This is a genomic window from Clostridia bacterium (genome assembly GCA_017554615.1).
Taxonomy (GTDB): Bacteria; Bacillota; Clostridia; order UMGS1840; family HGM11507; genus SIG450.
Window position 1 is genome coordinate 101,803 of the sequence record JAFZHY010000002.1, and the last position, 13,804, is coordinate 115,606.

General features: G+C 30.5%; 21 protein-coding genes and 1 other RNA gene. 9 read left to right on the forward strand and 13 right to left on the reverse strand.

Annotation, left to right across the window (positions count from 1 at the left end; translation table 11 throughout):
• Positions 1-94: 94 nt before the first annotated feature.
• From IKZ35_00560 to IKZ35_00570, 3 genes are read right to left on the reverse strand one after another with little or no spacing between them, the layout of a single operon-like run.
• Positions 95-718 carry a hypothetical protein gene (locus IKZ35_00560; protein ID MBR4892457.1) on the reverse strand — a complete coding sequence of 208 codons (624 nt, stop codon included), beginning with the start codon at positions 716-718 and terminating at the stop codon, positions 95-97.
• Positions 708-1,331, reverse strand: coding sequence for a cytidylate kinase-like family protein (locus IKZ35_00565; GenBank protein ID MBR4892458.1), 624 nt, complete (start codon positions 1,329-1,331; stop codon positions 708-710). Before IKZ35_00565 ends, IKZ35_00560 begins: the two co-directional genes overlap by 11 nt.
• 45 nt (positions 1,332-1,376) lie before the next feature.
• Positions 1,377-2,174, reverse strand: coding sequence for a helix-turn-helix transcriptional regulator (locus tag IKZ35_00570; protein ID MBR4892459.1), 798 nt, complete (start codon positions 2,172-2,174; stop codon positions 1,377-1,379).
• Positions 2,175-2,329: 155 nt separating this feature from the next.
• Here IKZ35_00570 and IKZ35_00575 point away from each other — a divergent pair, with 155 nt between their 5' ends.
• Positions 2,330-3,418 carry an aminoglycoside phosphotransferase family protein gene (locus tag IKZ35_00575; GenBank protein MBR4892460.1) on the forward strand — a complete coding sequence of 363 codons (1,089 nt, stop codon included), beginning with the start codon at positions 2,330-2,332 and terminating at the stop codon, positions 3,416-3,418.
• A 110-nt stretch (positions 3,419-3,528) separates the two neighbouring features.
• On the opposite strand, the gene IKZ35_00580 is transcribed toward IKZ35_00575, so the two are convergent.
• Genes IKZ35_00580 through tadA form a run of 8 tightly spaced genes read right to left on the reverse strand, consistent with a single transcriptional unit; the run spans position 3,529 to position 8,071 of the window.
• On the reverse strand, positions 3,529-4,062 hold the full coding sequence (locus tag IKZ35_00580; GenBank protein MBR4892461.1) for a SpoIIIAH-like family protein: 534 nt from the start codon (positions 4,060-4,062) through the stop codon (positions 3,529-3,531).
• Positions 4,063-4,068: 6 nt separating this feature from the next.
• Positions 4,069-4,578, reverse strand: coding sequence for a hypothetical protein (locus IKZ35_00585; GenBank protein ID MBR4892462.1), 510 nt, complete (start codon positions 4,576-4,578; stop codon positions 4,069-4,071).
• Positions 4,565-5,020 (reverse strand): stage III sporulation protein AF, encoded by a 456-nt coding sequence (locus IKZ35_00590; GenBank protein MBR4892463.1) that lies wholly within the window; start codon positions 5,018-5,020, stop codon positions 4,565-4,567. Before IKZ35_00590 ends, IKZ35_00585 begins: the two co-directional genes overlap by 14 nt.
• A 1-nt stretch (position 5,021) precedes the next feature.
• Positions 5,022-6,104, reverse strand: coding sequence for a stage III sporulation protein AE (locus IKZ35_00595; GenBank protein ID MBR4892464.1), 1,083 nt, complete (start codon positions 6,102-6,104; stop codon positions 5,022-5,024).
• An 18-nt stretch (positions 6,105-6,122) separates the two neighbouring features.
• Positions 6,123-6,509 (reverse strand): stage III sporulation protein AD, encoded by a 387-nt coding sequence (locus tag IKZ35_00600; protein MBR4892465.1) that lies wholly within the window; start codon positions 6,507-6,509, stop codon positions 6,123-6,125.
• Positions 6,506-6,700, reverse strand: coding sequence for a stage III sporulation protein AC (gene spoIIIAC / locus IKZ35_00605; protein ID MBR4892466.1), 195 nt, complete (start codon positions 6,698-6,700; stop codon positions 6,506-6,508). Before spoIIIAC ends, IKZ35_00600 begins: the two co-directional genes overlap by 4 nt.
• 11 nt (positions 6,701-6,711) lie before the next feature.
• Positions 6,712-7,206, reverse strand: a complete 495-nt coding sequence (locus tag IKZ35_00610; protein ID MBR4892467.1) for a stage III sporulation protein AB — start codon at positions 7,204-7,206, stop codon at positions 6,712-6,714.
• Complete coding sequence (gene tadA, locus IKZ35_00615) at positions 7,196-8,071, reverse strand: Flp pilus assembly complex ATPase component TadA (GenBank protein MBR4892468.1); 876 nt, start codon at positions 8,069-8,071, stop codon at positions 7,196-7,198. The genes IKZ35_00610 and tadA overlap by 11 nt, the downstream gene beginning before the upstream one ends.
• 203 nt (positions 8,072-8,274) lie before the next feature.
• Here tadA and rlmH point away from each other — a divergent pair, with 203 nt between their 5' ends.
• The 4 genes from rlmH to IKZ35_00635 are packed head-to-tail and all read left to right on the forward strand — an operon-like array spanning position 8,275 to position 9,855.
• Complete coding sequence (rlmH, locus tag IKZ35_00620; protein ID MBR4892469.1) at positions 8,275-8,754, forward strand: 23S rRNA (pseudouridine(1915)-N(3))-methyltransferase RlmH; 480 nt, start codon at positions 8,275-8,277, stop codon at positions 8,752-8,754.
• Positions 8,755-8,790: 36 nt separating this feature from the next.
• The gene (locus IKZ35_00625) at positions 8,791-9,018 is read left to right on the forward strand and encodes a YlmC/YmxH family sporulation protein (GenBank protein MBR4892470.1); all 228 of its coding nucleotides are present in this window, start codon (positions 8,791-8,793) and stop codon (positions 9,016-9,018) included.
• A 14-nt stretch (positions 9,019-9,032) separates the two neighbouring features.
• Positions 9,033-9,677 carry an HAD hydrolase-like protein gene (locus IKZ35_00630; GenBank protein MBR4892471.1) on the forward strand — a complete coding sequence of 215 codons (645 nt, stop codon included), beginning with the start codon at positions 9,033-9,035 and terminating at the stop codon, positions 9,675-9,677.
• Between the two features lie 4 nt (positions 9,678-9,681).
• Entirely contained in the window at positions 9,682-9,855 is a 174-nt protein-coding gene (locus IKZ35_00635) for a DUF951 domain-containing protein (GenBank protein ID MBR4892472.1), read from the forward strand.
• 40 nt (positions 9,856-9,895) lie between these two features.
• Here IKZ35_00635 and ssrS read toward each other — a convergent pair.
• Together ssrS and IKZ35_00645 are read right to left on the reverse strand one after the other, a co-directional pair.
• Positions 9,896-10,093, reverse strand: a non-coding RNA gene (gene ssrS, locus IKZ35_00640) — 6S RNA.
• A gap of 4 nt (positions 10,094-10,097) precedes the next feature.
• Positions 10,098-11,162, reverse strand: a complete 1,065-nt coding sequence (locus IKZ35_00645; protein ID MBR4892473.1) for an S-layer homology domain-containing protein — start codon at positions 11,160-11,162, stop codon at positions 10,098-10,100.
• A gap of 134 nt (positions 11,163-11,296) precedes the next feature.
• Here IKZ35_00645 and IKZ35_00650 point away from each other — a divergent pair, with 134 nt between their 5' ends.
• The 4 genes from IKZ35_00650 (at position 11,297) to IKZ35_00665 (ending at position 13,787) form a co-directional block, all read left to right on the forward strand.
• Complete coding sequence (locus IKZ35_00650) at positions 11,297-11,974, forward strand: DUF421 domain-containing protein (GenBank protein ID MBR4892474.1); 678 nt, start codon at positions 11,297-11,299, stop codon at positions 11,972-11,974.
• On the forward strand, positions 11,971-12,351 hold the full coding sequence (locus IKZ35_00655) for a DUF4363 family protein (GenBank protein MBR4892475.1): 381 nt from the start codon (positions 11,971-11,973) through the stop codon (positions 12,349-12,351). The genes IKZ35_00650 and IKZ35_00655 overlap by 4 nt, the downstream gene beginning before the upstream one ends.
• A gap of 63 nt (positions 12,352-12,414) precedes the next feature.
• Positions 12,415-12,663: a DUF3343 domain-containing protein gene (locus IKZ35_00660; protein ID MBR4892476.1), complete on the forward strand. Its 249-nt coding sequence runs from the start codon at positions 12,415-12,417 to the stop codon at positions 12,661-12,663.
• Positions 12,660-13,787, forward strand: coding sequence for an aminotransferase class V-fold PLP-dependent enzyme (locus IKZ35_00665; GenBank protein ID MBR4892477.1), 1,128 nt, complete (start codon positions 12,660-12,662; stop codon positions 13,785-13,787). The genes IKZ35_00660 and IKZ35_00665 overlap by 4 nt, the downstream gene beginning before the upstream one ends.
• Positions 13,788-13,804: the final 17 nt, after the last annotated feature.

Genomic DNA, 13,804 nt, shown 5'->3' on the forward strand with positions numbered 1-13,804 from the left:
GTTAGTATCGCACTCGTCTGAATCCATTTTTATTATCCTCGCTTCCTCATTTATTTTAGGTTATTGTATCATACAACTAAAAAAATGTCAAACACTATTTCTCAATGGCCATTTTGCCGAAACATTCAGGGTGATGAAAATCAGGTTTTTCACTTATTATTGGAAATGCTGAAACAAAGTGCGGGTTAACTCCTGATTCCTTACATTTCTGGAAATTGCCCATTATATAATCGCCTATTTTTTCTGCATTTTCTGCTCTTTCTAAAACGAATGAATAAGGGATATAAAGTTTTAATAAAAACCCTTTTTCCTCTATTTTACTTTCTATTTTAAAAATAGACTTATCTATTTCGGGAAGACGGCTTCTTAAAGGAGACCTTCCTGTTCCATAGCCTACAAGTATTGTTCCTTTTGCGTTTATTTCAAAATTAAAATAACCGTCGCTGTTTACAGGGTCAGGATTAAAGAAAAACTCCACGCAACTGTCTTTATAAACAGGCCCGTTTACTTCATCACATTCCATAATAAGATTTTCTTCATCTGTCTTAAATTTTACAAAAAAGCCTTCATCCCCTGCAAGAACTTTTACAAAAGTTTCAGGACAGTATGTAAAATCTGACCAGTTAGCACTATCTATTTTTATAGTTTCTGCCTTTTCCCATTCATTTGAGTTTAAAGTTATATCTTTAAGATTTGTTTTTCTTATATTATATTCCATAGTTTAACTCCATTATGTAATTATATATTGAATTAACCGTTTTATCTATTCCGACAGAAGAGTTTATACATAACATATAGTTATTTACATCCCCCCATCTTTTGTTTGCGAAAAACTCGTAATAACTGCTTCTTGACTTATCTATTTTTTTAATCATTTCCAGTGCTTCTTTTTCGCTGATATTATATTTTTGGGATATTCTTTTTGCTCTGTCTTCTTTATTTCCGTATATAAATATCGTAACAAGTTTTTCGTTTTCTTTTAAAATATCATCAGCACATCTTCCTATAAACACAGAAGCATTTTCTTCGCTTATTTTTTTAATAGCCTCTGCCTGATGGGAAAACATTTTATCGTTAGACAGAGCATTGTCAATATTTACTGGAACAGAATATGTCGGAAACCCATATGCAACCGTAGAGTAAAGAAAACTGTTAATCGGTTTTTCATCGGCATTTTCAAAAAACTTTTCGCAAATTCCACTGTCTGTTGATGCTCTTTTTATAATTTCTTTATCATAACATTTTATGCCTAATTTATCAGCAAGTTTAATTCCTATTTCTCTGCCGCCGCTACCGAATTGACGGCCTATGGTGATTACAAGATTACTCATATAACCAACTCCTTTTACTCATTATATAATATGATATTTGTTTAGTCAAGGTTGAGATGTCATTTCTCTTATATACTGTGTGGGAGACACTCCTGTAAAGTTTTTAAACTGCCTTGAAAAATAATGAATACTGTCATACCCTAAAGCATTTGAAATCTGAGTTACATTAAATTCGCCATCACAAAGCATAGTTTTTGCTTTTTCAATTTTTAAATAATTAAAATACTTCATTACCCCCATACCTGTATATTCTTTAAAAAGATTTTTAAGACCAGTGGAAGAAAGCCCAACTATTTTAACAATTTCTAAAAACCTTAACTCCTTATCTATATTTTCTTTTAAGTAATCTATAACCGTATTAATTATAACATCATTACTCTTACTGCTTTTTCTTACCCTTTCTATCCTAAGATTATCTCTTAAAATGCCAAGGAAAAACAGTTCAAACATCGACTTTATCATAAGAGGCGAAATCTCACTGTTTAAAGATAGACTGCAGCGCGAAAACTCATCAATTATTTCTTTTAATATTATTTTTTGCTTTCCCTTTATAACAAATCTTTTTTGCAAAATTCTATCTGTATATTTTCCGTTTAACTTAACAAAAAGTATTTTATAGGAAGAAAGAAACGGAGAGTCTATGCTAAACTCTTTTTTATACCCTGTTATAAAAATTTCGTCCTTTGAGAGCCATTCGTTTTTCTGCCCGAATTTAATCTGGATATCATTTTCCTCAGAGTATATTATCTTTATATATGAATTATACTCATTTATTACACTATCTTTATTTTCCATTTTAACTGATATTAAATTTTTAAAATCTATAACTTTCTTATCCGGCATATTGTTCACCTCGTTTTTATTATAACACGCCTTGTCTTTTTGTGCAAGTTTTTTGGCTTTTTTTCTAAATAAAAATATTTTTTTGGTGTTATAATTAATAGGAATTCCAAAATATTAATATTAAGTAGTAATATAAATTAAAGAGGATTGATTATATGCTAAAATGCAAAGAAATTATTAAAAGTTTTTGCATGGAAGAAGAAATCATAAATGTTGAGAATTTTGGCACAGGTCATGTGAATGATACATATCGTATTACCTGCCCTAAGAACAAATACATACTTCAAAGAATAAATCACAAGATTTTCAAAAACCCTTATCACGTTATGGATAATATAATAAATATCTGTAACCATCTTAAAGAAAAGGTTACCTATTTAGGTGGTAATACCGAAAGGGAAGTTTTAAATTTTATTCCTACCGTTGACGGAAAGTATGTTGCAGAGTATGAAGGTAATTATTACAGAATGTACATTTTCCTTGACGATGCTATGACTTATCAGTCCATCGAAGACCCTATCCATTTTTACAATGCGGGAAAAGCTTTTGGTAAATTCCAGAATATGCTTTCAGACTTTGATGCTGACAAACTTTATGAAACCATAGCAAACTTCCACGATACAAAAGACAGACTTAACAATCTTATGATTGCATTTAACAATAATAAAGACGGAAGAAAAGATATTGTTAAGGACGAAATCGATTTTATATTAAAAAGAGAAGATAAATGTTCAATTATTATTGACTTATTAAATGAGAGAAAGATTCCTTTAAGAGTTACACATAATGACACTAAATTAAACAATGTTTTAATCGATTCCAAAACAGGCGAAGCAATGTGTGTTATAGACCTTGATACTGTTATGCCGTCATCTTTATTATGTGATTTCGGCGATGCTATAAGGTTCGGCGCAAGTACAGGCGATGAAGATGAAAAAGATTTATCAAAGGTTAATCTTGATATCAATCTTTTTGAGAAATTCTCTCAGGGCTTTTTAACAGAACTTAAAGATTCCATAACTTTAGATGAGGTTAATCACCTTGCAATATCTGCCCAGATTCTTACCTTAGAATGCGGAATAAGATTTTTAACAGATTATCTTGAAGGAGATGTTTACTTTAAAACTTCAAGAGAAGGTCAAAATCTTGACAGAGCAAGAACTCAGTTTAAATTAGTTGCCGATATGGAAAAGCACGAAGAAGAAATGAACAATATTATTAAAAACATATATAATAATTTATAAAAATTAAAGGCGATGTTTAATATATTAAACATCGCCTTTTCTTTGTGAATAGGTAAAAATGTTTGGAATATATATTTAAAAGTTCCAGACCTTTTTAACATTCCCTATTTCTACTTTATTTCATTTATAGTTATATTGTCTGCACTACATCCTGTTTCATTCATCACAGTATCTTTTATTTTTGCAATATCTTCACTTTGAAGACCGTCTTTTAACACAGAAACAGTTACTCTGTTATCACTTAAATACACACTTACTTTAGGGAAACCTTTATTCATAAGTATATTTTCAATGTTTCCCTCTTTTTCTATATTCTTTGCTATTTTAACCATTTCTTCCTGAGCCATTCTTTTAGCCTCTGAATCTGCGTTCTCATTATCGGAAATTTCTTTAATCATCGCCACTGCTTCGCTTCTTGTTTTATCTTTATTTGTTTTTGTCATATTAAAGAACTCTTCTTTAGACTCTTCGGTAGCACTTACAAAATGTGCTTCACCATAGTTTATATCCTCAGGTGTTTTAACTTCGCTGTTAACAGGCAATTCTTCTTTTATATTATTTGAAGAAAAATTTATGTAACCTGCAACTACTACCAAAAGTGCCATTGCTACTGTAACTATCTGCTTCTTTTTTATAACCATCATTTTAATCTAACTCCTATCATTTATTACAACCTGAATTTTATGAATATCAACACCTAACGCTTTAGATGTTATAGAATATATAATATCTTCCATTCCCTTCACTTTACAGTCGGCAACTATTGACACCCCCTTAATAACCGGACTAATTTCTCTTTTTAGTATCGGCTCTTCATTCCCGTTAGTTTTTTTCACAACAATCTGGCGCTGAGTCTTTAAATTGGAATCGTCTCTGTCTTCTTGCTCGTTACGGTAATATTCTTTTACTCCGTTATCTAAAAAAGAGATCATTACCCTGCACTTACTGACACCGTCGACAGATGTTATGATCTTTTCCAGCCTTTTTTCCTCCGATTCTCTTAAAGAACTTTCAAGATTTATTGTGTCGGCTTTATTATTACTTTTATTATCAGGTAAACTTATTAAAATAAGACCTATTATAAAAATTATAACAAGCACTACTATCTTTTTATTCTTAGTATATTTATTAAACATTTCTTTTATGTTAAAAATCTCCATTATTATCTTCCTCTTGGTATGTTATATCAATTAAATTAAAATCAATTCCAAAATTATTTAAAAGTATTTCTTCTGCCTTTTTTAAATCTTTTCTATCCTTTAATTTAATATTTATTTTCTTTATGACTAAATTTTTGTCATATCTTATATCAAGCCTTATTACCTCTATATTCTCATTTAATAGAGTATTTTTGATATTATTTTTAAACGTGTCCATTATGTTTTCTTCTGATTTTGTTATTACATCCTGTGCAATACTTTCGGCTTTTTTAATTAAATCATCATCAATTCCTTTATACTCAAGTGAAAATACCCCTTCAATAATTATTAAAAACGCAAAAATGCCTACTACCGACTTTACATATTTTTTAAATTTACTGCCGGATAAAAACATCTCGACAACTACCGTAATAAGGCTCATTCCAACCAGTATTTTAAACATTTTATCCTCCAAGAAGAATGGCAAGAGATATTATAAATAAAAATGCAACGCTTATAACCACTGCGCCTATCATATTTATTGTTATAGCAGAATTATCAAGAACTTTGGCAATCCTCTGGGCACCTACCGTCTGACTTACTGCTGAGAGAATATAAAACATTAAACTTATAAGAAAAATCTTTACCAAAGGAATAAAGGCAACTATAACTATACCTGCAATTCCTGATAAGCCTGTTGCATTTTTTATAAGAATTATGGATGTGCCTACCGATTCTGCCCCCTCCGATATTGCACCGCCTACAACAGGAATAAAGTTGGCAACTGCAAACTTAGTTCCCTTAAGTGCTACGGTATCAAAAGAATGGGAAAGTATATTATTGGCAGAAAGTATGGCAGTAAAAAGCGTTATAAGAAAAATTAAAGACCATTTTATAGTTTTTGCAATTAAAGATGATATCCTCTTAAAATTATCCTTATTTGTGATATTATCGGTTACATTAAGGGAGAAATTAAGCATTATAAGTGGAAATAATGCCTTTGTAATTATAAGTAATATAAACTGGGATAAGAAGATAACGGTAGGATGCATATTGGTATAGGATATAAATCTTCCCAGTGTAATCATCATAGAATACATAACAGGAACAATAACCTCACTCATAATAGTTATACTGTCTATCGTTTCTTTACCCAAAGTTACTGCATCTAAAAAGGTATGCATTATTACTCCCGAGATTGCAAGATATGAAGCGATATTTGCCATATCACAAACTCCGTCATCCTTTAAATTAAGGTTGGGAATCATACCCATTAAAAGAATGGGAATAACTAAAATTACTAAAGTTTTACCAACTCTTGCCGCTTCTTCTAAAATAATATCCGCAATAATTTTTACTATGTTTTTCGCACTTGGGATTTCATTTTTTTCTAAAATTTCATTTTTAAAGTCCGAAACAGAAAACCCGCTTATATCTATATTTTTAAGTTCGTCATCTATTATACTGTTTACATCTTCCATTGAATACGAAAAAGAACTAAAGATGAGAAGAATAAACAAAACAATAAGAAATATTTTCTTTAGCATATTTCCTCCGAAGGCTTTTTAAAATATGGAAACAATAAGTTCTGATAGAGAATTTATTACAGGCAGGGTTATTATAAAAATTATAATCTTTCCTGCAAGTTCCACCTTTTTACCCATAGCCGATTCGTTTGCATCGTAAAAAAGTGCTGATGTATATTCGCTTAAATATGCAATACCGATAATTTTTAAGATGGTTACAATATAATCAGGATTTATCCCTGACTTTTCCATAATACTGTTTATATTATCAAACACCAGAGTAAAAAAATCGGACAGGAAAATCAGTATTATAACCGATGCTCCCACATTTATTGCCAGAGCGTATTCAGGGTGCTGTTTTTTAATAATACTGCTTAGAAAAACAGATATAACACCAACCATTATAACTTTTATAAGTATGTTCATAGTCCAAAAACATTCTTTATAGTATCAAATAAATTTGCAATAATATCAACCAACATATATAAGACCACCACAAGCCCTGCAAGAGTTGTAAGCATTGCCTGGTCTTCTCTTCCCGAACGCACAAGAAGTTGGTTAAGCACAGCAACTATTATTCCTATTGCTGCTATTTTAAATATTAAATCTACCTCCATTTTACCCTCCGTTATACAAAAATAATTACTGCGATAATAAAAAAGCACATTGTAAGAGTACACTTTGATTTCTGATTTTTCTCTTTGTTTTCCTTTGCTTCTTTTATAAGTAACAAAAGATTTTCTTTCTGGCAGTTAAGATTATTTATTTCGTTTAAGTTATGTGTACTGCCGATGCTTTTAAAAAAAGACAGGATAATTTCTTTATCCTTTTTTAAAAGATAGGGGTCATCTATTTTAAGTTCATCATCTAAAAGCTCGTCTGAATAAAAAGAGTCAAGTTTTAAATAAAATTTTTTTATGTATCCGTTACTTTCAGATACAAGATGGCTTATTATTTCTTTAACAGGCATTTTTAAAAAACTTATTTTATTTACAGAATATAAAAAGTCCAAATAGAAAATTTCAAGAACTTCTACCCTTTTATCAAATCTCTTTTTTACCTCTAAAGTTGCACCTAACCCGCAAAAGAGAATAATAAGGCTTCCTAAAATTTTAAAGTTCATAAAAATCGCCCCCTCTTATTTTAAATAATCGTAATTTAAAATTTTTATCAAGGAATACTATATTTTTAAAAACACCTTTAAATTCACCTATATCTTCCATACTGTTTCCGTGAATGGTTGCAATTACATTAACTCCCCTTTTTGACGCATCCAAAATATTTAAAAAATCTTTTGGACCACCTATTTCATCGCACACTACTACATCGGGGCTAAGACCTCTTATGGCATGGGAAAACCCGTCTTTTTTTAAATATCCTGACAATACAAAAGTTCTTTCCCCCACATCATTAGCATTACTGCCCATAAACGATGCGGCTATTTCATCCCTTTCATCAATAAGCACAACTTTTATTCCTTTTGTTTTGGAAATAAGCCTTGTTAAATCTCTTAAAAGGGTTGTTTTGCCGCATTTCGGGGGAGAAACTATAAGCGTGTTTTCCACTCTTTCATTAAATAATTTTAAAAAAACTTCTTCCCCTGCTCCCATTATTTCATTGGCACATCGTATATTTAAAAAACTTATATTTTTTATATTTATAATGCCGTCTTTACCGTATACTGCTTCTCCTGAAATTCCTATTCTGTGCCCTCCGAAAACTGTTATATACCCCTGCTTTATTTTTTCATCGAATGCATAGAAAGAAGAGTCTGTGGCTTTTTTTAATATAAAATTTATATCAGAAGAAGTTGCCCGTATAACTTCTCCTTTATAATAAAGACAATATTCTTTATTTTTTGAATATACAAACACTCTTGAGTCTGATTTTATTCTTATTTCTTCAATTATTACATCGCCGATATTTATTATGCCTTCTTTTATATTATCGGGTAAAATGCACAGAAGACTTTTTGTTCCTTTGTTCACTTAAAATCACCTGTTTAAAATATACGATGTGTTGTCCAACTTTAGAACAATTTTTGCATTTTTTAAAATTGTGTGTTATAATGATTTTGTCAAAGAGAAAAAAGCGATATAAATTCCTAACGGAATTTGCGATATGTACTCTGTATGCGATATATCCTGACGGATGCGATATGTTGCCAGTGCAACGAGAAGAGAGGAACAATATGCTTAAAATAAAAATAATATCAGTTGGAAAAGTTAAAAATAAAGACCTAAAAAAAGTTATAGAAGAATATGAAAAAAGGTTATCTAAATACTTAAAGTTGGAAATAATTGAGATAAATGATGTATTCGTATGCGAAAAACCCTCCCAGGCTGAAATTGATATGGTATTAAAAAAAGAGGCAAATGAAATTTTTAAAAAAATTGACTCAAAATCTTATATAGTATCTATGTGCATTGAGGGTAAAAAGTTAAAATCGGAAGATTTGGCAGTTTGTTTATCGGATATAACTCATAAATATTCAGAGATTACTTTTATCATAGGAAGTTCTCACGGTATAAGCGATGAGATTAAAAAAATAAGCAATTTAAAACTTTCCATGTCGGATATGACATTTCCTCACAATATTGCAAAACTTATGCTTACCGAACAAATATACAGGGCATTTAAAATTCTTTCAAATGAATCGTATCATAAATAAAAATATCTCTTTATATAATTATAAAGAGGTGATTTGATGGATACTTTCTTAGATTTGCAGAAAAAAGAGGTTATAAATGCTATTGACGGAACAAGATTAGGGTTTGTAAGCAATATTGATATTGACATTGAAAAAGGAATTGTTACCGCTATACGAATCCCCTCTTCTTCTAAAGTTTTTAATCTGTTCGGAAAAACGGAAGACCATATTATAAATTGGGACAGAATTAAAAAAATCGGCGATGACATTATACTTATAGACTAAAAGGAGAAATACGAATGAAAAAGGAAAATCTGTTTTTTGATTTAGACGGAACAATTATAGATTCTTCACAGGGAATTTTTAATTCTATAAAATATGTTGTAGACTCATATAATCTTAAAATGCCTGATAATAAAACTTTAAGTTCCTTTATAGGCCCTCCTCTTCACGATTCTTTTAAAAGAGTTTTTAATGTGGACTTTAAAACAAGTGATATGTATGTTTCAAAATACAGAGAATATTACAGTGAAAAAGGGCTTTTTGAATTTTCTCTTTATGATGGTCTTTTGGATGTATTTAAACTATTAGAAAAAAAATATACTCTTTTTATTACCACTTCAAAACCTACTCATTATGCTAAACTGATTTTAGATAAGGCTGATGCTTTAAAATATTTTAAAGATGTTTCAGGAAGTTTTATGGGTAAGCCTGACAGTTCGAAAGAAGAAGTTGTAAACAATGTTATTTGTAAATACTCTTTAGATAAAAACTTATGTGCATTAATAGGCGATACGCGTTTTGACGGTGAGGGTGCAAAAATATCAGGGGTTGACTTTTTCGGTGTAAGTTACGGGTTTGGAAGAGAAGAAGAATTAAAAGAATATAAGCCTGTTAAAATTTTTAAAACCACTAAGGAAATTTCAGATTATTTTTTGGGGTGAAAATATGGATATTAAGATAAACGATATTATTACACTAAGAAAAAAACACCCTTGCGGATGCGATAAATTTATTGTAAAAAGAACAGGAATGGATATTGGTATATCCTGCACAAAGTGCGGACACTATACATTAGTTCCCAAAAACAAACTTATAAAAAATATAAAGAGTATTAATTAAAGGCTATGTGAAAATCACATAGCCTTTTAAAATTTTAAAAAATATACCCACTTGTGCCGTTACAATCTTTATAATAACCTGCTCTCGCAGGTGGGTACTCGCCCGACGACATTACTGTTTCCCCTACAGCCATCTGCAAAAGCAGACAGGGGGCATACAAACCGAAGTCGGAGACAAAATTCCCTTATTATTATCAACGGTTAATATAACAGATTGATGACGGACACAGCAGGTATTTACTTCTATTTTTTAAGAAGCATAAGCTGATGGATAATTTTTGCCGCTTCTGCTCTTGTTGTAGTTAATTTTGGCTCAAACTTATTATTACCCATTCCGTGAATAATATCCGCTTCCTGAAGTTCTTTTATTGCCCAAACGGAATAATATGAGCAGGAAGAATTATCTATAAAGTCAGTAGAATACTTTATGTCAGGAAGATTTATATCTGCTCTAAGAGAAGCTCTATATGCTATTGCACACATATCTTCTCTTGTTATATACACTCCATCTTCAAAAACATCTTCGTCATAAATGCCCTGAATAAGTGCATAAAACTCTGCAGCAGCAAGGTAAGAATAATACCACTTCCCTAACCCTTTTTGCCCGAACTCATTATCATACATAGTGTTTGTTGTTAAAAGCGCCTCAACTACCATTTTTAAAAATTCTTCTCTTGTAATAGGTTTATCAGGCTCGTATGTTTTTTCATAAACACCGTTTACAACACCTTTTTCATATAGATATACTATGCTTTCTACTGCCCACGGATGAGTTGATATATCGTCAAACGGAAGTGGAGGTATTTCTATAACAGGTTCTTCCGGAGGTATAATCTCCTCTTCTATAAAAATATCATCCATATCCTCTTCAATATCGTCTTCGTCATCCGAAGAATCATCATATATAAGTTTATCATGAAAGATAATCGTTTTAAAATTATACATACAATCCGGAACTTTTCTATAATTTAGCATATATAATATTTCTTCCTGATATTCTAAATCAAATGCGACAAGCACAGAAATATGTGTCTCTTTCTGCAAAGCCTGTAAAAACACGGTAATAAAATATTCGTCAAGGTCCTGAGCATATATACTTTCCTGGAAACTGTTAACAACATTATCTATTGTGTCTACAAATGATTTAACATATTCATCTTCTACACCTAAACGCGCCATTCTTAAAATAAAATCGTCTTCACTGGCACACATTAATTCATAAGCGGTCATTTCATCTGACAAAACAGATAAAGGAAATAAGGAAATTAAAATTGATGTTAAAAGAATAAATGTAATAAATCTTTTCATTTTCCCCCTCCTTTTAAAATGTATAAAAATATAATTTTTATGTTTCTTTAATTATACAACATATTTTAAGAAAAATAAATAAATTTTTTTACTTTTTATAATAATATTATAAAACATTTTTATAAGGTGAATTTATGATACTTGTTGTAAGAACTTTTATATTATACTTCACGGTAATTTTTTCGTTACGCTTTATGGGGAAAAAACAAATCGGTCAGTTAGAACCATCTGAACTTACCGTTGCCATTATGATTTCTGAACTTGCTGCCGCGCCACTATCTGAAACCGATGTTCCTCTTTTACACGGAATTATTCCTGTTTTAATTCTTGCAGTGATAGAAATACTTACCTCATCTCTTATTATAAAAAGCCTTTTTATAAGAAAAGCCATTACGGGAAAACCCGTTATAATAGTTGAAAAAGGAAGACTCATTGAAGAAAACTTAAGAAAAACAAGGTTTACAACAGATGATTTAATGGAGGAAATGAGATTAAGGGAAATAACTGACATTTCAGATATAGATTATGCAATTTTGGAAACCTGCGGACAGGTAAGTTTTATTATAAAAAAAGAAAAAACGCCTGTTACTTACAGCGATTTAAAAATTACTCCATCCGATGATTCTCTTACCTTTTCGGTTATAAATAAGGGGCATTTAAACAAAGAAAATCTGCAGGTTATAAAAAGAGACGAAAAATGGCTTTATAAAAAATTAAAAGAAAAAGGTTATAATGATTATAATAATATTTTACTTCTTACTGCAAACCACAATGGGATAAAATTTATTCAAAAATGGGGGAAAAAGGAATGAAGATGGGAATTTTAGCAGCAATATTATTAGTTATAATAATTATTTTTCTCATTTGGTTTTCCTGGTATTTTTCCTCATCATTTGAAGAAATAAGCACTTTAGTTAAGGAACTTGATAATCTTATTCTTCAAGAAAATTATAAGGATGCATATACTAAGTTTTCTTATCTTAAAACAAAATGGAGGGAAAAAAGAAAAATATTAGGCTATCTTATTATAAAAAACGAGCTTGACATTTTAGAAGAATATTTAGATGAAATAGAATGTTATTTTAAAGACGGATCGTTTGATGAGTATATCTTATCCAGCAATAAATTCTTACTGAACTTAAAAAGATTAGAGGGCAAAAATAAGGTAAGTTTTGAAACTATTTTTTAGAAGAACATATAATGTAGTATAAACTATGTGATAAAATATCACATTTTTGAAAAGAGGATTAAAATGAAGTATTATATAGCAGTATTTTCTTCTATTACTTTTGCTAACAGAATAAAAAAGAAACTTGAAAATTCTCCGGGTTATATTACTCTTATGCATACACCTATGCAACTTAGCGAAAAAGGTTGCTCTTATTCTTTAAGATTTAAAGAGGATAAATTGAACAGCGTTATTGAAACTGCAAAAATGATGAATATAAAAATTGTTAGTATATATACCGAAGATAATAATAAGTATATTAAAATTCAATGATTTATCTTGATAACGCGGCAACTACCAATAAAAAACCGTGTGCAGTCTTAAAAGCTGTTATATCCGAACTTAAAAATAGCGCTAACCCCGGTAGGTCATCCCACTTTCTAGGTGTAAAATCACTTGATAAAATTTTAAAAACAAGGGAAATTCTTGCCCGTCTTTTTAAACTTTCACACCCTGAAAATTTCATTTTAACCCCTAATGCCACTTACGGTCTTAATTTTGTGATAAAAGGTTATTTAAAACCATACGACCATTGTATAACAACTTCTATGGAGCATAATTCGGTAATACGCCCTCTTAACTCTATAAAAAACCTTGATATAACTTTTGTAAGGGGAGATAAATTCGGTTTTATTTCTCCGGATAGTATAGTAGAGCACATTAAAGAGAACACAAAACTAATAATTATCAATCACGCTTCAAATGTCAATGGTATTATTCAGGATGTTGAAACAATCGCAAAGAAAGTTGCACCTTTTAATATCCCCATTTTAATAGATGCTTCGCAGACCGCAGGTATTTTAGACACAGACTGGAGCCTATTTTCTTTTATTGCTTTTCCAGGGCATAAAAGTCTTTACGGTCCTCAGGGAACAGGCGCAGTTTATATAAAGCCTGGAATGGAACTTGAAACCATAATAGAGGGCGGAACAGGAAGCAACTCACAACTTACAACCAACCCCTTAGAACTTCCTGACCGTTTTGAAAGTGGAACTTTAAATACTCCAGGGTTTTGCGGGTTATATGAAGGCGTAAACTTTATTTTAAATGAGGGAACCGATGCCATTTTAAAATATGAGCATTATCTTTGCTATAATCTTCTTTGCAATCTTTATAATATGGAGAATATAACAGTATATTCCCCTTTTGATATAAATAAAATCAATAATACTATATGTTTTAATATAAATGGTAAAGACAGTTCAACGGTGGCTGAAATTTTAAACAGTAAATTTAACATTGCAACACGCCCTGGATTTCACTGTGCTTATCCTGCTCATGAAACACTGGGCACTAAAAATCAGGGCTCTGTCAGGGTAAGTGTTTCCTATTTTAATACTATATCTGAAATAAACTACTTTGTAGACTCTATATATAAAATAAGAACCTCTGTGTAATTTCTTACCCAGGGGTT